The following is a 21,996-nucleotide window of genomic DNA, read 5'->3' as shown; positions in this document are numbered from 1 at the left end:
CACGCTAGACTTTTATGGGCAACTGTTGCTCTAGTCCTTGTCTTTCTGAATGCCGTGACCTACGAACCCCTGCATCACAAGTATCGCCCTCAGACGTTCGCGGATTTGGTGGGACAAGAAGCGATCGCCCAGACTCTCACCAACGCCATCCGCAGCGAACGCATTGCCCCTGCTTATTTATTCACTGGCTCCAGAGGGACGGGCAAAACTTCCAGCGCCCGGATTCTGGCAAAGTCGCTCAACTGTCTTTCTAGCAATATTCCTACAGATCAGCCTTGTGGAGTTTGCGATGTCTGCTTTGGAGTTACCAAAGGTTCCGCGCTGGACGTGATTGAAATCGACGCCGCCAGCAACACAGGCGTAGACAACATTCGGGAAATCATCGAACGCGCCCAATATTCCCCAGTCCAGTGTCGCTACAAGGTTTATGTAATCGATGAGGTTCATAGCCTCAGCACGGCGGCGTTCAATGCCTTGCTGAAGACGCTGGAGGAGCCACCTAAGCACGTGGTCTTTGTCCTGGCGACAACAGACCCCCAGAGGGTGTTACCGACGATTATCTCTCGCTGTCAGCGGTTTGATTTTCGTCGTATTCCCCTAGAGGCGATGGTGGGTCATCTCTTAAAGATTGCCCAGCTGGAAAATATTAATATCACCGTGGAGGCGATGACTCTGGTGGCGCAAGTAGCTCAGGGAGGCTTGAGGGATGCGGAAAGCCTCCTCGACCAACTGAGTTTATTATCCGGTCAGGTGACGGTGGAAGCCGTTTGGGACTTAGTGGGGGCGGTGCCAGAAAGAGATTTAATGGATTTGTTGCAGGCGATCGCATCTAACAATCCGGAAGCGGTTCTCGACAAGACACGCAAACTCATGGACAGGGGCAGAGAGCCTTTGATTGTCCTTCAGAATTTTGCTGGTTTCTACCGCGATTTGTTAATAGCGAAAAAAGCTCCTAACCGCCCTGATTTAGTTGCTTTGACTGCCCCAACTTGGAAAGCGTTGTGTGAGTTTGAAGGTTTAGATATTTCGACAATTTTGCTGGGGCAAAAGCACCTTAAAGACAGCGAAGTTCAGATTAAAAATACCACTCAGCCGCGTCTGTGGCTAGAAGTGACGCTGTTGGGATTATTGCCGGATTCTCTTCAAAGTCAAAAATCGGTCGCCCAAATTCCGGAGTTTAGAGTCAACAATCAGCAGGCGAAACCGGAAAGCCCGAAATCGGTCGGATTAGCGACACCACCCCAACCCAGCCCGTCTGCCAATTTATCCCAGAAAGAGCAGACACCGCCCCCACCGAGTGAAAATCCACAACCCGCTTCCCCTGTTTCTGCGCCTGCTGTTAGCGCACAAGCCGAAAGTGTTACACCAACGACGCCAAGTACGGTTGTTGGGCAACAATCTGAACTTGAGCAAGTTTGGCAACAGGTGCTGGATTGTCTCCCACTCCCAGGTAAAGCCCTTTTCAGCCAACACGGATATCTATTGAATATCAAAGGTCAAATAGCCTGTGTCGGTATCAGTTCGCCGCAATTGCTCAACAACTATGCAAAACCCAAATTAGCTAGTCTCGAAGCTGCTTTTCAAGAGGTTCTTCAGCATAAGGTGAAGGTTAATTTTCAAGTTGGGACTGCGACTGATTCGCAATCAGCTACCCAGTCACGAACTTCCAGTCAGGGGACAACACCGCCTTCTTTGGAGGTGAAGGAGGATAGTGCTGCTAACTATCAAGCAAAGCCTTCACAAAACCAGATACCGTCACAGGTTCCACCCCAGGAGAGGATAGAGGCTAACAAAAAAGATTCAACAGCTGAACGTACTCCACCCTCAGTGCAGGCACCTTCTAGCTGGCAGGAGGATGAACTGGCGGTGCGTTCTGACACTCAAGCTGTAGCGATCGCTGCCAAACGGCTTGCCGACTATTTTCATGGTGATATTGTTAATGAAAATGGCGATTTAGAGTTAATCGAACCTGAAATTCCGCAGCCGCCAGCCCAAGATATTATTTCTCCTGCCCCTGAGCCTGAGCAAGAGTGGGAAGATGATGACTATGTAGATTTTTAACGAGAGCAAGTCATCTATAGCAGCCCTAAATGATTCGTTAAGGCGAGATACCCGACTTCTTAGAGAAGCCGGGTATCTGAAGGGGTGCCTCACAACTCAAATAGGATTGCTATAGCTAATTTTTGCCATTAGACACTAGCTAAAGAGATTAAAACTCCAAACTTTCGTCACCAGTGCCATGATGCACAGTTTTGACCCATTTCAAGCGCTTTGGTCGCACGGACATCCGGGCGGTGGTACTAGCCATTATCAGTATCCAGTGGAACAGATAAAAAACGCCGCGCAGGGTAGCAACTAGGGTATCGAAAAAGTTGGATGTTCTGAATTTCTCCTGTTTACTAATCCGGCGCAGTCCGATGAAAATCCCTAGTAGGGGAAGAGTGATGGCGAAACTGCTGATAGGAGCGAGGACGGGGGGACGATTCCGGACAAGAGCCATTAAGCAGTCTGGGACGGCCGCGGCGGGGAGGATGTACTGAATGATTGTAAATGAGAATAAATCCAGGGTTTTTAAAATTCCCATGCGGTTTGATACCAAAAGCCGCCAATAGTCTAGATAGCGTTGGTATCCGCCTTCTGCCCAACGGTTGCGCTGATGCCAAAGAGCGATCGCATTTGTAACGCCTTCCTCCTGTACCCCTGGAAAGATGACGAAATCAATATCCCACTGGTCAAGGTGTAAGCGGAAGGTTAAATCTAAGTCGTCGGTGATAGTTTCCTCGTTCCACCCGCCGCAGCTTTCCAGCGCAGTTCTACGGACAAACTGACCGTTACCGCGCAGTTCCCCAATACCGCCAATGGCGATCCGTTGCTGCTGGAGAAAGGTGTCGAAGGCCATTTCTGCCTTCTGACCCCTCGTCCAGAAATTGAGAGAGGCGTTTGCGATCGCTTTTCGCATCTGCACTGCTCCCACCGCTTCCCGCTGGAAACTGGGACATACTCGCCGCAGCATATCGGTTGGCACTTGAGCATCAGCATCAAACACCCCGACAATTTGTCCCCGTGTCAAAGGTAACACCTGATTAAGCGCCCCCGACTTGCCGCCACTCGCATTAGCAGGTCGCCGCAGCACTTTCATCTGACGATATTCTTTAGCCAGTTGCTCTAACAATAGCGGCGTTCGGTCAGTGCTGTGATCGTCAATCACCCACACTTCATACCGGTCTACGGGGTAATCTTGATTACACAGTGTCCTCACCAATCTGCCAATAACGGCTTCTTCATTTTTCGCCGCCACTAACAGGGAAACATAAGGCCATTCGTCCTTTGTTTCTTCAGATAAAGGCTCCGGGAGCTTTAAGGGGCGAGCAAACACGACGCGCAACGCCTGAATAAACAGCAACGCTGTCAGTCCCACAACTAACCATGAACCCCAAACGATAAAATGCAGAGCAACAGTACTGCCCCAAATTACCGTTAAGGCAAACGCCGCTTTGCGGCGGCGTCCTGCTAGTCCCTGAAAAAACTCGCTCTCAAATTCTTCTGTAGAGACGCCCTGAATTGCGTCTCTACATTCAGACAAGAGAGAATCGAGCGGTTCAAGCTCGTTGTAAGAATCGTTTTCGGGCCAGGAATTCTCCGGCATATGTTACTTGATTTAACCACCAATACTTGTCTACACCCATAAAGAAGCTGGGTATTAGGTAACACCAGACAGTGCAGCCTTCACACACCGACAGCTTGCCCTGAGATTTGCGGTATTGTTCCACTTCCTCCGACTGGCGATAGAGGTCGTAAAGTTTACCATCAATGGGAACGCCTGTTTGGGCAAAGTGATAGCAAGGCAGGAGTAGCTTGTCGTCAGGAGAAATAGCAATTACAGCATCCACCGCTTTACAACGGGGATTTTTGGTATCATTCCCCCCAGCTTCAATAAAAGCCAGTGCTGCCTTATTGTACCCAACATTCTTGTATTTCTTAGCACTTGCTTGAATTGCGGCTACTATCTCAGGGGTGGGATTCTTTTTGGAATTGTAGTTGTCGTGAGCGGTGAAGGCTGGATTGAGCCATACCCTGGCACCCAGACGTTGACCCAGTTCTCCTACTTGATCGATGTGGGGGTAGTTCTGGGCAGTTACGGTGTGATTTAGAACGGGTTGTTCGCCCAAGGCATGGGCGATTTCCACCGACTCGACCAAAGTGTCAAAAATCTTCACCCCCCGTGAGGAGTCATGAGTTTCGGCATCGGCACCATCCAGGGAGAAATTCAAAAAGTCAACTAACCCCTTAATTTCATGAGCTTTTTTGGGGTAAAGAATTGTGTTTGTCGTCATGCTGGTCCAGAATCCCTGCCGCTTAGCCTCAGAATAAATCTGTCCTACATCGGCACGCAGCAGCGGTTCTCCACCAGTAAAATCTACATACTTGACACCCAAGCGCCGCAAGTCCTGTAAATTGTGTTGAATCGTGTTGAAGTCAGCTTCTAGGGGTGGTTCTAACGCCCAGATGTTACAAAAATGGCAGCGAGCGTTGCAGCGATAGGTCAAGTAGTAATTAGCAACCAGAGGAGTCATAGATTTCGCCCATGAGGTATTCCATAGCATTCTTCAGCCAGAGTAAACCAATCGGCAGCAGATGGGAAGTTTTATTTAGGGGACTGGAGAATTAGGAATTGAGAATGGGAAATTGAGGAATTGCTTGTGTTTTCTTTTTTCGCGAATTTATCTGTGGACAGAAGGCGGGAGCGGTATATTAAGGTAAAATCTCCCTTAACGCCACTTTCCAACGCAAAAACTCTAAGCTAATCTGTTCTCAATCGGATGCTGGCTTGGCAGACAATTAAGGAAGACCCGACTGCCAAATAGACGGAAATTGAGGAAAGTTTCAGTATGTCAATCGACCAACTTCAGCCTGCACCCCAAGGGGATGTCAGTGTTTATATGCCCTACTACCAGGGTACCAAGCGTAATATGTTACCCTTGGCAATTAGCTTGTATCAAAAAGGATCTTTAGAAGGTAATCGCAAAATAGAAGGCGGCGAAAGCATTCCTTTTGTTGCCACCTGGTATGTCTCTAAAATGCCCATAGAGCTTACCCGTTGCAGATTGCAGTTTGATGGGAATGCGGAGCTGAGTTACGAAGTGATGATGGCAAATTCGGAGTTGGTCGATTTTTTAATCGACGTAATTATGAATTACAAGCGCACTCGCTCAATCGACTTTTCTCAGGCGTTCTATCGCAAGCTGCTACGTGCAGACAGTTGAACACCGTAAAAATTAGGAGTGAGGGTGTGCCAAAATCAGCTAAATATTTGCTAATTGGGTCAACAGAAGCTTACAGTGGCAAGTCAGCGGCAATCTTAGGGATTGCCCACCAGCTCAAAGAAAGAGGAGTGGATATCGCCTACGGTAAACCACTAGGTACTTGTTTAAGCGAGTCGCAAACGGATGCGATGGAGGAGGATGTCCGGTTACTGGCAACTGTGTTGAAATTACCAGATGACCGGGTTTGCCCAACTCTGCTGTCTCTAGATGAGGAGACAATTCAAAGACGCTTATCGGGAGTTGACCAGAGGGATTATCGCGAGTCTCTGGAGCAGTATCGCATAGTGCCTGGGGCAAAGTTGGTGTTGTTGGAAGGTCCTGGTAATTTGGAGGAGGGGAGCTTGTTCGACTTGTCTTTGGGACAGGTCGCTGCTGCTGTTGACGCGGCGGTTTTACTGGTGGCGCGTTTTCACTCGGTGTTGTTGGTGGATGCTTTGTTATCAGCTAAGGAGAGGCTGGGCGATCGCTTGCTGGGTGTTTTGATTAACGATATTCCCTCTGCTAATTTGGAGGATGCCCAGAAGTTTGTGCGTCCTTTTCTGGAACGGCAGGGGATTCCGGTACTAGCAATGTTGCCACGCAGTGAATTGCTGCGGAGTGTCAGCGTTCGGGAACTGGTACACCAGCTGAAGGCAGAAGTGCTTTGCCGTCCGGATCGGTTAGATTTGATGGTGCAAAGCTTGACAATTGGCGCAATGAATGTTAATTCAGCGCTGAAGTATTTCCGCAAGGGAATGAATATGGCGGTGGTAACTGGAGGCGATCGCACAGACATCCAACTAGCCGCCCTGGAAACTTCTACCCAGTGTCTGATTTTGACTGGTCAACTGCCGCCGCAACACTTTATCCTCAGCCGCGCGGAAGATTTAGAGATCCCGATTCTCTCGGTTGACCTAGATACACTAACAACTGTAGGAATTATCGATCGTGCCTTTGGTCAGGTACGGCTACACGAACCGATCAAAATAGAGTGTATCCGCCAGATGATGGCGGAACACTTCGACATTGACCGCCTTATGGGGACTTTGGGTTTGGAAGCAGCAGTGACGGTGCAATAAACAAAGTTGCTAATGGTTAATAGCTAATGGCTAATTGTCAAAAGCAACTATTAGCAATTAGCAATACTTCCATCATGAGCAAAGTAATTGTCTTCGGCAGCATTAATATGGATTTGGTAGCGCGATCGCATCGGTTGCCAGTCGCCGGGGAAACGCTGCGGGGACATGACTTTTTTACCGCCGCTGGTGGCAAAGGGGCGAATCAAGCGGTAGCAGCAGCGCGACTGGGGGTTCCAACTGAGATGGTGGGGCGTTTGGGCGGCGACAGTTTTGGGCGCGAACTCCTGGCAGGTCTTCAAGCTTCTAGCGTTGATACCGGGGCGGTGTTGGTGGATGAGGCAGGTGCTTCTGGTGTCGCTATTATTACTGTGGATGACGCTGGAGAAAATAACATTATCATCGTTGCTGGTGCTAATGGGCGCGTGAACGAGAACGATGTTGAACGCCTGAAAAATTTGTTACCTGAAGCCGCCGCCTTACTCTTACAGTTAGAGATACCGATGAGTGCTGTTTTAGCAGCAGCCGAGGCAGGGCGACAGGCTGGTGTCCGAGTTATTCTCGACCCCGCACCAGCATCATTGGATATCCCACAGCAGCTTTATCCGTTGGTTGACATCATCACCCCTAACGAAGTGGAAGCGGGGCAGTTGGTGGGTTTTCCCGTAGATGGGCAAGAAGCTGCTGATAAAGCTGCCACAATTTTACTTGGTTGGGGTGTGGGAAACGCAATTGTAAAGTTGGGCGATCGCGGTGTCTTTTGCGCGACCTCTCAAGAGAAGTTCTTCGTTCCAGCTTTAAGAGTCCAAGCGGTTGACACAACTGCCGCCGGAGATGCCTTTAATGGTGCTTTGGCTGCGGCTTTGGCTGAGGGGCGTTCTCTACGTGAGGCGGTGGTGTGGGGTGCGGCGGCTGGTGCTATTTCTGCAACTACTGCTGGCGCACAGCCTTCTCTGCCTAATCGGGAGATGTTTGACAGGTTTCTGGGCGAGAGAGGTATTTTTTAAATACAAAGGTACGCAAAGAAAGAGAGGAATTTCTCTTTTTTAGTTCCAGAGTCGGTGCGAGATTTTATTAATAAAAATCACTTTTCCTAGTAGTAGAAAAGTTGATAATGCGATATTTCTTCCTTATCAGAATGATTATATCATAAAAAGTTAACGGTTTCAACTGACTGAGAATAAAAAATTTTTCTTTTGATTAAGAGCAACCTAACGATTACTTTCCAATATCCTCATTCCACAACTGCGGATTTTTCTGGATAAAATCGCTCATTAACTGCTTACATTCATCCAAGTTTAAATCTATCACCTCAACGCCGTGAGATTCCATAAATTCTTTTGCACCGGAGAAGGTTGCAGACTCACCAGCGATAACTTTTTTAATCCCAAATTGGACGACGGCACCAGCACAGAGGTAACAAGGCATTAACGTAGAATAAAGTGTTGTATCCTTGTAATTGCCGATTCTGCCAGCGTTGCGTAAGCAATCAATTTCGGCGTGGGTAACGGGGTCGCTATCTTGGACGCGCTTGTTGTGTCCTCTACCGACAATTTTCCCATCCTTTACTAGAACTGAACCGATGGGAATTCCTCCCTCACCGAGTCCTTGTTTTGCTTGTGCGATCGCATCTGTCATAAACTCATCCATAAGGCTTCACTTCTCACAGTTAGTTTTTTTTAAGGATACTGCTTGGGAACGCGATCGCTCAAGTTTTTGATATCTTCGTCCTCCAGTTTTAAACATCTGGAGGAGTAGCTAATAGTGTAGATGAGGCTGCAACTGGAGAGAAGTTCCCATTGCAGCCTCTAAACGACAGATTGCCAATCTATCAAAAATTTTACACCAATGCGCTTCCTCTTTCACTAAGGTAAGACTTAAACTTCTCTGATAGGTATCCGGGGCTACTTTACCGATATAAGGTGAATATTTTCGGGAAACGCTTCACCAAGATAGATAATTCTCTGCTTAATTCAAGCAAATGTCTATGTTAAAACAACTCGTATTAATGGATCATGATGGCGGCGTTGATGATTATCTCGCCACGATGCTGCTGATGACGATGGAGAATGTGCAACCACTCGGTATTATCGTTACGCCAGCTGATTGCTATGTTGAACCTGCTGTCAGTGCAACACGCAAAATTCTAGATTTAATGGGATGTTCTCATGTACCAGTGGCAGAAAGTACAGTGCGAGGAATTAATCCGTTTCCGCGACTTTTTCGCCGGGATTCTTTGGTTGTGGATCATTTCCCAATTCTCAACGAACGAGAAACAATTGAAACACCCTTGGTGAAAGAATCTGGTCAGGAATTTATGGTACGGATATTAAAAGAAGCATCAGAACCAGTGACATTAATGGTAACAGGTCCATTGACGACCGTAGCAGCTGCACTAGATTTAGATAGGGAAATTGAAGGGAAAATTAAAGAGATTGTCTGGATGGGGGGTGCGCTGAATGTTCCTGGTAATGTTAGCAAAGATATTGAGGCGGGACAGGATGGTTCGGCTGAGTGGAATGCTTATTGGGACCCTATTGGTGTGAATCGAGTTTGGCAGACTTCAATCCCGATTATCTTGTGTCCTTTAGACCTGACTAATAATGTGCCAGTGACATCAGAAGTGGTGCGCCAAATGGGTCGTCAGCGTCAATATCCTGTTTCTGATTTGGCGGGACAATGTTATGCACTCGTTATCCCCCAAGATTATTATTTTTGGGATGTTTTGGCTACAGCATATCTCGCGCATCCAGAGTTCTATGAAGTGGGGGAAAAAGAGACAATGATTGTCACAAGTGGCAAGAGTCAAGGACGAACAAAGGTGGAAACTGGAGGTAGAAAAATTCGCGTTATGGAGAAGGTGGATAAGCAGCGATTTTACGATTATATTTTGCAGCAATGGGCGCGTTAATGTATGTATGCAGGGTAGAGGAAGCCTGCCTTACAAATCTCTTAGTTGTCTAAGTTAAGTAATTGTGCTGAATCGACTCAGAGGGGAAATCCTTAATTTTGCCTAAGTTTCAATTACCGTTGTATTTCAGCTACGGGATATTACGCACGAGGGATGACTAAGCAGAGGTAGAAGAAGCGATCGCTTGGCTCTAATCTAAGGTGAGGGTATGATTTTTTAGGTTCCCCGGCTCAGCCTCCTTAGGAGGATAAAAGCACGACGCGATCGCATTTTTGACCCTTGGTGGATAATCCTGTGTTTTTGTCAAGGCACAAAATGGATAAATTTATTTATGAGAAACATTACATTAGGTTAACATTTATATACATAATGATTCATTATTTGCAAAAACCAGGGAAAATACTGATAAATTAATTTTGTGAAGAGTTTGTAGAAATTCTGTAAAGAATTTGTAAAGTCTGTAGCAAATTAAATATTTTTTGTTCCGTGTAACGTCAACCGTCTTCCCTGTTATATCTCGGCTTGATTTTTATAACTAAAGGCTATGGGCGAAGTCCATAAGCCAATAGCGAGGGGAATCCCAGACATAAAAGCTGGGATTGGTAGATTTGAATACCTTTTGATAATTTTGGATGTTTTATGACCCCCTTATCTGCATCGGCTAAAGTTCAGTCTCTTGCTGTTTCTACCTCCAAGCCTCAACTCGTTGAAAGTTTTTCACCCGCCTCTACCCGCAAATCAACAAAATCAAACGTGCATTCTCTAGCAGCCCTGTGGGCGCGAAAGTATTATGTTGCTGTTACTGCGGACTATGATGCTCAGGAGCTAAGAAAAAACGAAAGTTTAAAAGAAATTACATCTGCTGAAGGTCGAGCTGAAACGGCTAAAAAGCTCTTAGATAACTTGAGTTTAGCCAGTGCAAGAGCTTGGTCTAAGACTGAAACGCTCTTATCACAAGAGATTCGCCGCCACGGTATTAACCCAGACTTAATCAATCCCTTAGAAATTGCCGCAGATACTCGCGACTTATTTCAAAAAGTGCTGGATGGCTATGCTGAGAGAGTAACGGCGCATCGTGTGTCAGTGTCTGCGGGGTCAGACTTTGGTCGGGTGCGACAGAAATATACCAAGGTTGATCCTCGCGCCATTGGCTTCGTGAGTATGCAGTTTCATTACACGGGTCAAATGTTACTTGAGTGGCTTTCACCGCCAGAGCAGGCGCTGTGGATGCCGTACTTAAAAATGATGGATGACCATATGTATATGCCGCTACGGGCTGCCTACGAAGCTGCGGCTAACCATAACATGGATTCTCCAGCACTCAGAGCAGTTCAGAATCTTCTACCTGTCAGCACCAAGATTGCCCACGCGGTTTGTAACCAAGTTTGCCGTCAACACCCCAACTATCGCACCTACAGCGGTAACTTGAGTGAAGATATTGTCAAAACCGCCAGTATCCGCGATGCTGAGATGTTTCAGGTTTATCTATGTCTGTGCATTTTGCAAGACAATATGCAAGCAGTGCAGCAAGAACTCTTTCCTTTGTGCGTGATGTTATACCCTCGCTTGAACGTGAGCTGGAGACTGGTGCAACAAATGCTACAAACTATGGGTTGGCAAATGCACAATCTCCTAAATCCTGAGGATATGGCAACTTTGTTACCTTATCTACGCACGATGACAGATATGTTTTCTGATGAGGTGTTTAGTCATTAGTTCTTAGTTATTAGTCAAGGGTGCATCCAATGAGAGCAGCCTACACTCTAAAGGGTGTGGCTACACAAACAATGCCTGCCAATGCAAAGGCGTTGTTTGTTCTCCCTTGACTTTAGTCTTCAGGTGTTTTAAGGGCTATTAATTACCGCAGCTTTGACCCTGACAATCAACTCTAACGGCGCGAATTATGCCGTCATCTTTATATTGCTTGGTTTGGTTAAACTCGCCGGATGCTGAGGGATAAACTCCTACCAAGCTGTTATCTCCAAAGGAACCAAGGCGGAAGGCGATATTCTTAGCAGGCTCATTAGCAAAGCTGACGTATTCTCTACCTTCTACTGCGGTGTTGTAAGACAAAGTGGCATCTCCGTAAGCTGCTTCGGCTTGTTTGAGTGTTGTGCCGGAACCTACTCCTTTTTCAGTTCGATAAGCGGGATTTTCTGTTAGCAAATATTCGATTTTATCGGAGTCAGTTAGGGGTTTTGCAGCTGGGTAGAGGACATAATATTGTACTTTTCCATTTTGACTGACTGCGATCGCATCAAAATCTACAATATAAGGCGACATTACCTTAAACTCAGCATTCGCTCCCAACTGTTTTTTGAGTTGTCCCAGAGTCATCCCCAGTTTGGCAGTACCCATACCCTCTGGTGAGATTTTAAAGTTCGCTGAGACAGAAGACAATTTTACAGATGTTGGTGCTGGGGTGGAAGTTGGCGACGGCAGCGTTGTCGCCGTGGTGGTGGGTGAAGGCGTGCTTAAAGAGGTTGGCTGTTTTGTTGACGTAGTACAACCCGTAAGTGTTATCAGAAAAATTAAGTAACCAGAGAAGAATTGGGTTTTCATATTAAATTGGGGAATTGGTAATTGGGAATGGGGAATTGGGTAGACTTCGGGAAAGCTTCCTAATACCCAGTCCCCAGTCCCCAATCCCCAGCCCCTAGTTTTCTTCTATTATTTCCGCTTCGGTGTTGGGAATAACCGGAATTTCTAAAGCTAATTGATAGATTTGGCGGCGAGGGATGGAAGTAGCTTTTGCTAATTGGCGACTAGCTTGCGATCGCGATATTCCTTGATACAATAGCTGCTGTAATTCTGCTTTCAGCGCCTCTTCTGACAGCAACGGTGTTACCAACTCACCACCAGCGACGACGAGAGTAAATTCTCCTTGCGGTTCGCGCTGAGTATAGTGAAGAATTGCTTCCCCAATTGTTCCCCGCCAAAACTCTTCGTGCAACTTTGTTAACTCTCTGGCTAATACAATTTTCCGGTTTTCTCCTAGTACAGCGGCTAAATCTTGCAATGTTTGCCGCAGTCGGTGGGGTGCTTCGTAAAATATGAGAGTTCTGGTTTCTGTTTGTAAACTTTCTAAATGTTGTTGCCTGTCTGCACCTTTTGCTGGTAAAAAGGCTTCAAATACAAATCTATCTGTAGGTAATCCAGCAGCACTTAGGGCAGTTGTTACAGCAGTGCAACCGGGAATAGGAACTACGGGCATTTCTGCCTCAATACAGGCTTTAACCAGTTCGTAACCTGGATCGGAGATTCCTGGCATCCCAGCGTCAGTGACCAGCGCGATCGCTTTCCCCATTTTCAACTGCTGCAACAACTCTGGAATGCGCTGTGCTTGGTTATGTTCGTGGTAGCTAATTTGAGGCGTTTTTATCTGAAAATGCTGCAAAAGCTTCCCAGTGTGGCGCGTGTCTTCAGCTGCGATCGCATCCACCTCCTGCAAAATTCGCACCGCCCGAAAAGTCATATCTTCCAGGTTGCCAATTGGAGTTCCTACAACATAAAGTGCTATAGGAAGACTATCTGCTTTTCCCATATATTCAAAATTCTGAAGTTAGATGGCACTTGGACTTTTTGTAGGATTAGTTACTTTAGATTTTGTTTATTTAACGGCAGGTTTGCCTCAAAAAAATCAAAAAATGGCGGCATCTGACTATACTGTGGCAGCCGGTGGGCCTGCTACCAATGCCGCAGTAACTTTTAGTTATTTGGGCGGAGGTGCAACGCTTTTGGGTGTAGTTGGCAGTCATCCGATTAATTGCTTAATCCGGAGTGACTTGGAAAGTCACACTGTTACACAAATAGACTTAGCACCCATCCACGACGAGCCGCCGCCCATATCTTCTATTATCGTTACTCAAGGGACAGGCGATCGCGCTGTCGTTTCGCTGAATGCTACCAAAACTCAAGTTAGTTGCGATCGCATTCCCAAAAATATCTTGCAAGAGGTTAATATCGTCCTCATTGATGGGCATCAAATGGCAGTTGGACAGGAAATTGCCCGAAAAGCCAAAGAAAATTATATCCCTGTGGTCATAGACGGCGGCAGTTGGAAGCCTGGATTTGAGAATGTATTGCCTTTTGTAGATTACGCCCTTTGTTCGGCAAATTTTTATCCACCGGGTTGCAATACAACAGAAGAAGTTTTTTCTTATTTATCAGAAATGGGAATCCCCCATATTGCCATTACCAACGGCGAAAAACCGATCCAATACATTTCGCAAGGTACAAATGGCCGGGTGGAAGTTGCCAAAATCAATCCTGTGGATACCTTGGGCGCTGGTGACATTTTTCATGGTGCCTTTTGCCATTATATTTTGGAGGAAAATTTTACAGATGCGATCGCTCTAGCGGCAAAAATTGCCTCCCATTCCTGCCAATTTTTTGGCACTCGGCGATGGATGCAGCAAGGCAGCATATAATTAAGGATTAATTAATTTTATTGACTTCCCACCAACTGCCGATCGAGGAATCTTAAAGTGACATTAAAATCATTGGGCGAAAACCAATATGAAGGGCTAGAAGAAATTGTAGCGATCGCCCGAACTGTTGGCTGGGGTGCCGCCGATATCCTACAGTCTTACTATCGCGGCGATAAAAGCGTCGGCAACTTGGAAATTCAAGACAAAAAAGATGGGCCAGTTACAGCTGCTGATGTGGCTGTAAATCAATACATTCTGCATAACTTGCAGGCATCTTTAGGTACCCAAGATTTCGGATACCTCAGCGAAGAAACTTATAAATCTCAGACACCCATACCTACTCAACCTTGGGTGTGGATTATTGACCCCCTGGATGGTACGCGAGACTTTATCGACCGTACTGGGGAATACGCCGTTCATATTGCCCTAACCAATGCAGAACGACCAGTGGCGGCAGTGGTAGTAGTGCCTGAAGCTGGAAAATTGTATTACGCAACCATTGGCGGTGGCACGTTTGTAGAAAACCGTGACGGGGAAGTAACGGCAATACGAGTATCCGAACGCAACACGATTGAAGATTTAACCGTAGTCGCCAGTCGTACCCATCGGGATGAGCGCTTCGATAAATTATTGCAAAACCTGCCCTTTAAAAATAAACATTATGTGGGCAGCGTCGGTTGCAAAATTGCTACTATCATCGAACAAACAGCAGATGTTTACATCTCGCTATCTGGAAAGTCTGCTCCCAAAGATTGGGATATGGCTGCACCTGAGTTAATTTTGACAGAAGCTGGCGGAAAGTTTACTCATGTTGATGGCAACCCTTTGAAGTACAACACAGGGGATGTAAATCAATGGGGTTGCTTGATAGCTAGTAACGGTAACTGCCACGAAGAAATTTGTCAGCAGGCATCAGAAATTTTGGCATAGATGGGGGTTGGGGGTTGGGGACTGGGGACTAGGGACTGGGGACTGGGTAAGATTCTTACCGAATTCCAATTCCCAATCCCCAATCCCCAATCCCCAATCCCCAATTCCCAATCCCCAATTCCCAATCCCCAATTCCCAATTACCTTGGATGAAGATGTCGCCGGGGTGAGATACCTGGATTCACTAAAGCTGCCAACTCGTCTTGCTTCTTCGACAAATTGCTTAACGCAGTATCTAATTCTTCTGGTGAGAAAATATAGCTACGTTCTTTGGCAATCTCCACCAAAGTTTCTGGTTCTTGTGCTGCTTTAACTTTTTCTTTTAATCGTTGATCTTGTTTTACGCTTTCCAAAAATTCTCTAACAGTTTCTATTGCCATGACAGTAAATCTCCTTTGAATCTTTGATTCAATCGCATAGTGCATTGGAGTCGGCATGGGGTTGGGGGAGTAGAGACGTTAAGATAAAACGTCTTTACAACGGTTATCGGTAAACAAATTATCTTATCCAAACCGTATTGGGAGAGAAGCGATCGCCCCCTACCCCTCACGTCGGCTTTATCAGATACTCTTAAGAATAAGTATTTCTGTGCTATAAATCACAAAATAGTGACAAAAATTAAAGCAAAAAAAATAGAGTGCATCCCAATATTGCATCTATTAAGTGGATATGCGAAATAAATTACATATCAAATCCTATTGAAAGCCTTATGTAGCAAGGCAAGGTTGTGTAATTTATTCTACAGAGTTACTTGGCCACATTGCTTTAGCCTTGGCTTTTGCGTACTACGCCCGCGCAACGCGAGGCTTAAAATTAAAGCCCGCGAAGGCGGGCTTTGTTCGCGAGAGTCGCGACTTTAGTTGTCGAGCTTAAATTTCCGCTGAGGCGCGTTCAATCAAACGACGAGCCAGGGTTTGAGTCCCAGTGTGTTCGTAGTAGTTAGTTGTCACATCTAGAAAAGCACCCAAGTAGTCTAACTTGTCGTTAGAAATTTCTACAAAATTGTGCAGGTTGCTAACAACTTTTTGTGGTGTCAAACCGCGAGAAGTAACCAAACCGCTCATCCAGCCTTTGACTGAATCAAAGCTTTGACCAATGAAGTTTAGCTTACCTTGAGAACTGCCACCTGGAATCAGATCGTGGACACGCTGATAGGTCTGATTTTGTTCTAATTCTGAGGGATTTGTCTGATTTAAGCTGGAAGTAGCTTGCAGGAGGAAGTCAGGGCCAAGAGGAACCAGACCATCAAAGCAAACCAGCGCCACCATCCGCATCAGAGATTCGCCGCTATAGTCACTCAAAGAGGTAACAAAATCGCCGATGCTGTCTCCAGGTATGCCGTTGATTTGGCAGAAAGCAACTAACTCAACTACTAATTTTATGGTCAAATCAATAGCTTGAGCTTTGTTAGCTTTGGGAGTAAGGCGGTTTAAAAGTCCCAGAAAGGGAATGTTTTCACCAACTTTGTTGGCTAGAGCCGCTGCACCCAAGGCTTTATCTGCATTATCAACAGTTTGATAAAGCCACATGGCTCGTTGATAACCTTGCGACTTGTCGTTATACAAATAAACAGCGCGTTCGCCAATTTGCTGAATAAAGGCGGCGTCGGTTTCTCCGGTGACAGCGCGAATGGTGTTGTCGAATCCAACTATATTTTGCCACTCGCCAGGAACTACAAAATCAAGCGCTCGTAGCGCTCTCGTGGTCATGTTGTTGGTTGGTAGTTCATCAACCAATTCAAAAATAGCTTTGCTCACAAAAGTCTCCTTGTTTAGTCAATCAATGGTCATTAGTCATTAGCTAATGGCTAATCATTTTTCAACGATTAGCCATGCTAACGATAGCAACAGACTACTTACTTCAGTCGTGCCAGACCACTGAGATTAAATCTTTGTAACCATGCTTCGCGATCGCTTTGGGTAAAGGAAGCATCGCGGGATTGCACTTTAACTTGGTAGCGATCGCCTACTAAAATAGCAGTGCCGTTACTGCCCTGATTAACTGCTGGATATCCAGCGATTTTTTGAGTGCTGCTGTTGAATTTCCCTGCGGCTGTAGGTGTGCTAACTGTGTCATTGATAGACAGCACCGCTACATCCTTGCCGCCTTGTTTCAGCTTATACTCAGCAAAGCCTTTTTTCTCTTGAGCTGGTACGGTCTGGAAGCCACCGCTACCTTTTGGAAAGAATTTGTTAAATTGGCTACCCTGTGTAGCATCTTTGGCAACTGCTGAAGGGGCATTTCTCTGGGTACTTTCCTTTTGCGCCTGAGCATAAGGAGAGGGAGCCTGAGTTGCACAAGATGTCACCAGCAGCAAAACTGACAGTAATAAAGCCGCTAAAATTCTACGCCCGTTTTGGAAAAACATTACCGCCTCCTGATAGCTTTAATTTCTACACTTAATCCCCATGTTGGCATTTTTGCGATCTTACCTGGGGAAATTTCCACTTAGCTTAAAGCCGCTGACTTACTACAGCATAGAAAGGATCGCCGCCAGCTGCACCCATCCACTGGAGGAAATTGGGAGTGCTGGATTTGCGGGTAATGACTTCAGGCGGACTAAATCCTGGGACTGAGGTAAAGTAACTTTTAACCAACTCAACGCGGCTAGATTCTGAACCATCCCGCCATGCAGCGATCGCTTTTTGGTAAAACATCCGGTTAGAAAAGCTGATAATGGCAATTCCGCCCGGTTTCAGAACCCGGTGAATCTCAGAAAACACCGCATCTGGGTATTGGAGATACTGCACCGAAACGCAAATGAGAACCGCGTCAAAATCACCATCTGGCAAGGGTAACTTCGGATTTTTGTTTAAATCTTGTACAAAGTAATGATCTAGACGGGAATTGCGTCCCAGTTCCTCCTCGTTGAGTCCGTGTCCTTCGATGTGAGCAAATTCCATCTCTGGTAGATGGGAAACCCAGCTGCTCATCATGTCCAAGATGCGAGTATTTGGCTTCAGCCGTTCTCTATATAAATCTGTCAGCTGTTTAATGAAGCCTTCGTCTACGTGCGTCACAAAGCGCGGGTAGGAGTAGAACAGCGTATCATCCGTATCGTCTAACTTTGTGCGTTGATTCGGTTTGAGGAACATAAGATGCAAGATTACAATATCTTTACATTTCTCAGTTTAGGAAATGTCAAGGAATTTAAACGCAAAGCAAGCATTCAATACTCACACGCCGTCATCAGCTGGTTAAGGTAAAAACAAAACGCGAGAGACTTCTGTCAGTTTCTCGCGTTGTTAATTATCAAATTTAATAGTTGGGACTCAGCAAGCTCTCAACGCTCTTTTCTTTTGCCTGAGAGCATGAGAGCCTTTAATTACACTTTCGTAGCTGCCAGAGGCTGGCTCTTTCCAGAAGTTAAGCGCTCATATGTCGCCCGCATTTTCAGACCTACTAACACTTGGAACAACCCAGTACCATTGTTAGAGCCTGGATACTCTCGGTGATGAAGCAACAGTTCTGTCAGTTCGCCGTGGTACTTGGCAGAAGTCTTGCTGAGGTGGCTTTCGATGTAGATAACTTCCTCTAGCTTTTCAAACTGACCATCCACTTCCAGAATCGAAACCTCGTGACCATAATAGCTATCTGGCCCGTAGTACATCTTGATGCCAGGATAGCCGCAGGTAAGTTTGCGTCCGCAGGGTCTCCAATCAATTGTTGACCCTTCATCAAATAGGTAAGCTGGCTCAAAGCCTTCCACACCATCTCGCTGAATTAGACGCACCCGGAGAATCTTGCCTTCCTTTTCCTCCTTGACTAATTGAGTCGGCAAAACCTGGATCACAACGTCAGCGTGTTCCTTCTGCGGCTCAATGTAGGCGGTAAAGTCGGGGCGGCGAGAGTTGATGGCAGCCATGACATCAGCGTAGGTGTGTCCACGCTCAGCCATATCTCGCTGAATTTTCCAGGCGATTTTGACTTCATCGCTGATATCTAGGTAAACGCTGAAGTCTAGAAGCGATCGCACCCGCTCATCATACAACGGGTGAAGTCCCTCGATCACGATAATGTGGTTAGGGTTTACTTGCTCTGGTGGATCAATCGCGCCGGTTTCGTGGTTGTAAATTGGCTTATCGATACTCTTACCGTTCTTCAGCGCTTTGATCTGCTCGTACATCAGATCGAAGTTATTCGCCTTCGGGTTTAGCGCTGTAATTCCCGTTTCTTTGCGCTGCTTACGATCCAAACTGTGGTAATCGTCCAAGCAGATCACCGTCACAAAATCTTCCCCGAACAAATCTGTCAATCGGCGCAAAAATGTGGACTTACCGCATCCGGAGTCTCCAGCAACACCAATTAGAACCACGCGATCCAGCTGACTGGTCATAGCTTCCCTCTAACGCAAAAAATTTTCTTTTCAGTAGTTTTAAGCAATCTAAATCCCTAGCCAAGAGGTTCCCCTCGGTTTTTATGCGGTGGCATAAGCACTAAAGCATAACCATTTTGAACATACAGCACAGCTGAAAGCTGTTGCCCGTTGGGGACGACTCAAGCCCAGTCCAGTAAGTATTTAATACTAGCTGCTACACTGTATCTTACCAGAATGAGATAGACGCTACAAGGCTGACTGTGATTAGAATTATCTCGCTCAGTTCTTATGCTACGCTTACAAGCGCATTTTTAGAAAGAAAAAATTAAATTGACTCAATAGCGACATTCTCTGCTGGGATGACTATGTATTGTGGAAGTGCAAACATTGGGTTCTCGGCTAAGAAACTAGGCGATCTCCCAGTGGTGACGGCCCCAAAGTGAGCGATCGCGCTCCATTTTGATCAATCGCTAAGTACAGCTGGTATGTGCTTTAAGAGTGCGCTTTGTAGCAGAATGTTAAGTGAACCTGGGATCGGAGGAGATATTTAACAGCTAATGTATAACTCAAGCACAGGCAACGGTACTGCGAATACAGAATCTGGGAGCCGCGTCTTTGTTTATGAAGTAGTGGGTCTGCGTCAGAACGAACAAACTGACCAACTGAACTACCCCATTCGTCGCAGTGGTAGCGTGTTCATCACAGTGCCATACAGCCGCATGAACCAAGAAATGCGGCGGATCGCTCGTATGGGTGGCAAAATTGTCAACATCCAGCAACTGAGTGTTGACAGCAGCATGAATGGCTCTTTAGCCAGCCGCTCTGTGGCGCAAACAAGCGAAGCGAATGGGCAAGCCACTTCTTCACAACCCGCAGCACAGGACAAGAAAGCAGGAGAAGAAAGCAAGCCTATGACTCAAGCGAAGGAAAAGACTGAAAAAGATATTCCCGTTAATATCTACCGTCCGAATAATCCCTTTATTGGTCGGTGTATCAGCAATGAAGAAATGGTTCGTGAGGGTGGAATCGGCACTTGTCGTCACGTCACTTTCGATATTTCTGAGGGGGATTTGCGATATTTAGAAGGTCAAAGTATTGGTATCATCCCGCCGGGAATCGACAAGAAAGGCAAACCGGAAAAGCTCAGACTTTACTCAATTGCTTCAACTCGTCACGGTGACGCAGTTGATGACAAGACTGTATCCCTGTGCGTCCGGAGACTAGAGTACAAGCATCCTGAGACTGGCGAAATGGTCTATGGTGTCTGCTCTAGCCACATCTGCGGTCTCAAGCCTGGGGATGAAGTGAAAATCACCGGGCCAACTGGTAAGGAAATGCTGCTTCCAGACGATCCGAATGCCACGATTATTATGATGGCAACAGGAACTGGAATTGCTCCATTCCGCGCTTACCTATGGCGGATGTTCAAAGATGCCGAAAGAGCAGCTAACCCCGACTATAAGTTCAACGGTTTGGCATGGCTCTTCTTTGGTATCGCTACAACTCCCAACATCCTCTACAAAGAAGAATTGGAAGAGTTGCAGGATAAGTACCCAGACAACCTCCACCTGACCTACGCCATCAGTCGCGAACAGAAAAACCCCCAAGGCGGCAGAATGTACATCCAAGACCGGATTGCTGAGAATGCTGAAAAACTTTGGGAACTGATGCAGAAAGATAATACCCACACCTACATCTGTGGATTGAAGGGTATGGAAGGTGGCATTGATGAGGCGCTTTCTGCCGTCGCCTCCAAGGAAGGGGTGAACTGGACTGAATACCAACGAGCGATGAAGAAAGCTGGTCGCTGGCACGTAGAAACCTACTAAGGTTGAAACTGCCCCGAAAGGCTTTCATTCTCATAATCTAAATTGGCTATATTGGCGCGTCGGCTTCTCGTGGCTTAAACCTGGGAAGCGGGCGCGTCATACCTTTTTGGATTATTGTTTGATTTAGCGATCGCGAGGAAACGTATAACAATCCTGTTTTAGTTGTGAGGTGCCAGCCCTTCAGATACCGGACTTCTCTAAGAAGTCGCGTATCTCGCCTTCACGAATCATTTAGGACTGCTATATACCTCAAAAGCTCTTTTTATAAGTTAGGGCGCGATATGTAGCCGATCATTCCAGAAACCCTATTAAAGGCTGCTGGCTATCTCCAATGATCAAAGCAAAATTCAAAAAATTAACCCCCTTGTTGTTATTGACAATTTACGTATGTTGTAGTATCAGATAGCCATTAGTTGCCCTAATCCTGAGAATTAAGTTAAATTTGATTAAGTTCAACGTTAAAATGTTTACTAACGCCTCACTCAGGCTCGCCAGATTGCACTGGTGAAAAAAAACAGCAAAGATACTGCGCTCATTTAGTCTTTTTCATGACTCCAGAGCTGGATTGAATCTGCATATATTAACCGTTTGGAGACGCCGCTAGCTTATGAAATTTTCTTGGAGAATATTAGTTCTTTGGACATTACCAGCCTTGGTGATCGGGTTTTTCCTGTGGCAAGGGGCATTTGCTGCCGCTCCTGCTGACATGGGTAAGAACACCGCCAGCACCCGCATGACCTACGGGCGCTTTTTGGAATATCTCAATGACGGTCGCTTAACCAGTGTTGACCTATACGATGGCGGTCGGACGGCAATTGTGGAAGCCGTCGATCCAGACTTGGATAACCGAATACAGCGGCTGCGGGTAGATTTGCCATCAAATGCTCCAGAACTGATTTCTCAGCTCAGAAAAGCTAATATCAGCTTTGATACCCATCCAGCCCGTAACGACGGCGCTATTTGGGGATTTCTGGGAAATTTGATTTTCCCGATTCTGTTGATTGCTGGGCTGTTTTTCTTGTTCCGTCGCTCTAGCAACATTCCTGGTGGCCCCGGTCAAGCGATGAACTTTGGCAAATCCAGAGCCAGATTCCAGATGGAGGCGAAAACAGGAATCAAATTTGACGATGTAGCTGGGATTGAAGAAGCAAAAGAAGAACTAGAAGAAGTTGTTACCTTCCTGAAGCAACCGGAACGGTT

Annotated in this window: 21 protein-coding genes; 11 read left to right on the top strand and 10 right to left on the bottom strand. The window is 46.3% G+C overall.

Annotation, left to right across the window (positions count from 1 at the left end):
* The first annotated feature begins 54 nt into the window (after positions 1–54).
* Positions 55–2,061, top strand: coding sequence for a DNA polymerase III subunit gamma/tau (locus tag H6F63_RS12005; protein WP_190637627.1), 2,007 nt, complete (start codon positions 55–57; stop codon positions 2,059–2,061).
* A gap of 148 nt (positions 2,062–2,209) precedes the next feature.
* Here H6F63_RS12005 and H6F63_RS12000 read toward each other — a convergent pair whose 3' ends face one another.
* Both H6F63_RS12000 and H6F63_RS11995 read right to left on the bottom strand, forming a co-directional pair.
* Positions 2,210–3,646 (bottom strand): glycosyltransferase family 2 protein, encoded by a 1,437-nt coding sequence (locus H6F63_RS12000; protein WP_190637625.1) that lies wholly within the window; start codon positions 3,644–3,646, stop codon positions 2,210–2,212.
* The gene (locus tag H6F63_RS11995; RefSeq protein WP_190419661.1) at positions 3,600–4,574 is read right to left on the bottom strand and encodes a radical SAM protein; all 975 of its coding nucleotides are present in this window, start codon (positions 4,572–4,574) and stop codon (positions 3,600–3,602) included. The genes H6F63_RS12000 and H6F63_RS11995 overlap by 47 nt, the downstream gene beginning before the upstream one ends.
* A gap of 315 nt (positions 4,575–4,889) precedes the next feature.
* Between H6F63_RS11995 and ebsA the strand changes: the two genes are divergently transcribed.
* The 3 genes from ebsA to rbsK are packed head-to-tail and all read left to right on the top strand — an operon-like array spanning position 4,890 to position 7,386.
* Positions 4,890–5,264, top strand: coding sequence for a type IV pilus biogenesis protein EbsA (gene ebsA / locus H6F63_RS11990; RefSeq protein WP_190419663.1), 375 nt, complete (start codon positions 4,890–4,892; stop codon positions 5,262–5,264).
* Positions 5,265–5,290: 26 nt separating this feature from the next.
* The gene (locus H6F63_RS11985; protein WP_190637623.1) at positions 5,291–6,382 is read left to right on the top strand and encodes a DRTGG domain-containing protein; all 1,092 of its coding nucleotides are present in this window, start codon (positions 5,291–5,293) and stop codon (positions 6,380–6,382) included.
* Positions 6,383–6,408: 26 nt separating this feature from the next.
* The gene (gene rbsK, locus H6F63_RS11980) at positions 6,409–7,386 is read left to right on the top strand and encodes a ribokinase (protein ID WP_242019697.1); all 978 of its coding nucleotides are present in this window, start codon (positions 6,409–6,411) and stop codon (positions 7,384–7,386) included.
* Positions 7,387–7,597: 211 nt separating this feature from the next.
* On the opposite strand, the gene H6F63_RS11975 is transcribed toward rbsK, so the two are convergent.
* The gene (locus H6F63_RS11975) at positions 7,598–8,029 is read right to left on the bottom strand and encodes a nucleoside deaminase (RefSeq protein ID WP_190637621.1); all 432 of its coding nucleotides are present in this window, start codon (positions 8,027–8,029) and stop codon (positions 7,598–7,600) included.
* Between the two features lie 337 nt (positions 8,030–8,366).
* On the opposite strand from H6F63_RS11975, the gene H6F63_RS11970 reads away from it, so the two are divergent.
* A complete protein-coding gene (locus H6F63_RS11970) occupies positions 8,367–9,290 on the top strand; it encodes a nucleoside hydrolase (protein WP_190637619.1) in 924 nt (307 codons plus the stop codon).
* Between the two features lie 639 nt (positions 9,291–9,929).
* Positions 9,930–11,006 carry a hypothetical protein gene (locus H6F63_RS11965; protein WP_190637617.1) on the top strand — a complete coding sequence of 359 codons (1,077 nt, stop codon included), beginning with the start codon at positions 9,930–9,932 and terminating at the stop codon, positions 11,004–11,006.
* Between the two features lie 138 nt (positions 11,007–11,144).
* Here H6F63_RS11965 and H6F63_RS11960 read toward each other — a convergent pair whose 3' ends face one another.
* Positions 11,145–11,648 carry a hypothetical protein gene (locus H6F63_RS11960; RefSeq protein WP_199297970.1) on the bottom strand — a complete coding sequence of 168 codons (504 nt, stop codon included), beginning with the start codon at positions 11,646–11,648 and terminating at the stop codon, positions 11,145–11,147.
* Between H6F63_RS11960 and H6F63_RS11955 the strand changes: the two genes are divergently transcribed.
* Complete coding sequence (locus H6F63_RS11955; protein ID WP_190637615.1) at positions 11,635–11,829, top strand: hypothetical protein; 195 nt, start codon at positions 11,635–11,637, stop codon at positions 11,827–11,829. The genes H6F63_RS11960 and H6F63_RS11955 overlap by 14 nt on opposite strands.
* A 117-nt stretch (positions 11,830–11,946) precedes the next feature.
* Here H6F63_RS11955 and rsmI read toward each other — a convergent pair whose 3' ends face one another.
* On the bottom strand, positions 11,947–12,834 hold the full coding sequence (gene rsmI, locus H6F63_RS11950; RefSeq protein ID WP_190637613.1) for a 16S rRNA (cytidine(1402)-2'-O)-methyltransferase: 888 nt from the start codon (positions 12,832–12,834) through the stop codon (positions 11,947–11,949).
* Between the two features lie 22 nt (positions 12,835–12,856).
* Between rsmI and H6F63_RS11945 the strand changes: the two genes are divergently transcribed.
* The gene (locus tag H6F63_RS11945; RefSeq protein WP_190637610.1) at positions 12,857–13,720 is read left to right on the top strand and encodes a sugar kinase; all 864 of its coding nucleotides are present in this window, start codon (positions 12,857–12,859) and stop codon (positions 13,718–13,720) included.
* Between the two features lie 57 nt (positions 13,721–13,777).
* Positions 13,778–14,650: an inositol monophosphatase family protein gene (locus H6F63_RS11940; protein WP_190637608.1), complete on the top strand. Its 873-nt coding sequence runs from the start codon at positions 13,778–13,780 to the stop codon at positions 14,648–14,650.
* A gap of 139 nt (positions 14,651–14,789) precedes the next feature.
* Here the strand turns inward: H6F63_RS11940 and H6F63_RS11935 are convergent, their stop codons facing one another.
* The 5 genes from H6F63_RS11935 to H6F63_RS11915 all read right to left on the bottom strand — a co-directional run bounded on the left by H6F63_RS11935 (position 14,790) and on the right by H6F63_RS11915 (position 18,985).
* Complete coding sequence (locus H6F63_RS11935) at positions 14,790–15,029, bottom strand: Nif11-like leader peptide family natural product precursor (protein ID WP_190419684.1); 240 nt, start codon at positions 15,027–15,029, stop codon at positions 14,790–14,792.
* 489 nt (positions 15,030–15,518) lie between these two features.
* Positions 15,519–16,406: a hypothetical protein gene (locus H6F63_RS11930; protein ID WP_190443814.1), complete on the bottom strand. Its 888-nt coding sequence runs from the start codon at positions 16,404–16,406 to the stop codon at positions 15,519–15,521.
* 98 nt (positions 16,407–16,504) lie between these two features.
* Positions 16,505–17,017, bottom strand: coding sequence for a hypothetical protein (locus H6F63_RS11925; protein ID WP_190637605.1), 513 nt, complete (start codon positions 17,015–17,017; stop codon positions 16,505–16,507).
* An 85-nt stretch (positions 17,018–17,102) separates the two neighbouring features.
* The gene (locus H6F63_RS11920) at positions 17,103–17,744 is read right to left on the bottom strand and encodes a class I SAM-dependent methyltransferase (RefSeq protein ID WP_190637603.1); all 642 of its coding nucleotides are present in this window, start codon (positions 17,742–17,744) and stop codon (positions 17,103–17,105) included.
* Positions 17,745–17,974: 230 nt separating this feature from the next.
* Positions 17,975–18,985 carry a phosphoribulokinase gene (locus H6F63_RS11915; protein WP_190637601.1) on the bottom strand — a complete coding sequence of 337 codons (1,011 nt, stop codon included), beginning with the start codon at positions 18,983–18,985 and terminating at the stop codon, positions 17,975–17,977.
* A gap of 539 nt (positions 18,986–19,524) precedes the next feature.
* Between H6F63_RS11915 and petH the strand changes: the two genes are divergently transcribed.
* Both petH and H6F63_RS11905 read left to right on the top strand, forming a co-directional pair.
* Positions 19,525–20,796: a ferredoxin--NADP reductase gene (petH, locus tag H6F63_RS11910; protein WP_190637599.1), complete on the top strand. Its 1,272-nt coding sequence runs from the start codon at positions 19,525–19,527 to the stop codon at positions 20,794–20,796.
* 607 nt (positions 20,797–21,403) lie between these two features.
* On the top strand, positions 21,404–21,996 hold a 593-nt coding region (locus H6F63_RS11905), incomplete at its 3' end, for an ATP-dependent metallopeptidase FtsH/Yme1/Tma family protein (RefSeq protein ID WP_190637597.1).

Source organism: Trichocoleus sp. FACHB-40 (assembly GCF_014695915.1).
In the GTDB taxonomy this organism is placed as follows: domain Bacteria; phylum Cyanobacteriota; class Cyanobacteriia; order Cyanobacteriales; family FACHB-T130; genus Funiculus; species Funiculus sociatus.
This window is presented reverse-complemented; position numbering and strand designations above follow the sequence as displayed.

Excerpts from the sequence above, each read along its gene's own strand:
- H6F63_RS12000 (WP_190637625.1), bottom strand. The coding sequence starts at position 3,646 with ATGCCGGAGAATTCCTGGCCCGAAAACGATTCTTACAACGAGCTTGAA.
- H6F63_RS11995 (WP_190419661.1), bottom strand. The coding sequence starts at position 4,574 with ATGACTCCTCTGGTTGCTAATTACTACTTGACCTATCGCTGCAACGCT.
- ebsA (WP_190419663.1), top strand. The coding sequence starts at position 4,890 with ATGTCAATCGACCAACTTCAGCCTGCACCCCAAGGGGATGTCAGTGTT.
- rbsK (WP_242019697.1), top strand. The coding sequence starts at position 6,409 with ATGGCTAATTGTCAAAAGCAACTATTAGCAATTAGCAATACTTCCATC.
- H6F63_RS11975 (WP_190637621.1), bottom strand. The coding sequence starts at position 8,029 with ATGGATGAGTTTATGACAGATGCGATCGCACAAGCAAAACAAGGACTC.
- H6F63_RS11970 (WP_190637619.1), top strand. The coding sequence starts at position 8,367 with ATGTTAAAACAACTCGTATTAATGGATCATGATGGCGGCGTTGATGAT.
- H6F63_RS11965 (WP_190637617.1), top strand. The coding sequence starts at position 9,930 with ATGACCCCCTTATCTGCATCGGCTAAAGTTCAGTCTCTTGCTGTTTCT.
- H6F63_RS11960 (WP_199297970.1), bottom strand. The coding sequence starts at position 11,648 with ATGGGTACTGCCAAACTGGGGATGACTCTGGGACAACTCAAAAAACAG.
- rsmI (WP_190637613.1), bottom strand. The coding sequence starts at position 12,834 with ATGGGAAAAGCAGATAGTCTTCCTATAGCACTTTATGTTGTAGGAACT.
- H6F63_RS11945 (WP_190637610.1), top strand. The coding sequence starts at position 12,857 with ATGGCACTTGGACTTTTTGTAGGATTAGTTACTTTAGATTTTGTTTAT.
- H6F63_RS11935 (WP_190419684.1), bottom strand. The coding sequence starts at position 15,029 with ATGGCAATAGAAACTGTTAGAGAATTTTTGGAAAGCGTAAAACAAGAT.
- H6F63_RS11925 (WP_190637605.1), bottom strand. The coding sequence starts at position 17,017 with ATGTTTTTCCAAAACGGGCGTAGAATTTTAGCGGCTTTATTACTGTCA.
- H6F63_RS11920 (WP_190637603.1), bottom strand. The coding sequence starts at position 17,744 with ATGTTCCTCAAACCGAATCAACGCACAAAGTTAGACGATACGGATGAT.
- H6F63_RS11915 (WP_190637601.1), bottom strand. The coding sequence starts at position 18,985 with ATGACCAGTCAGCTGGATCGCGTGGTTCTAATTGGTGTTGCTGGAGAC.
- petH (WP_190637599.1), top strand. The coding sequence starts at position 19,525 with ATGTATAACTCAAGCACAGGCAACGGTACTGCGAATACAGAATCTGGG.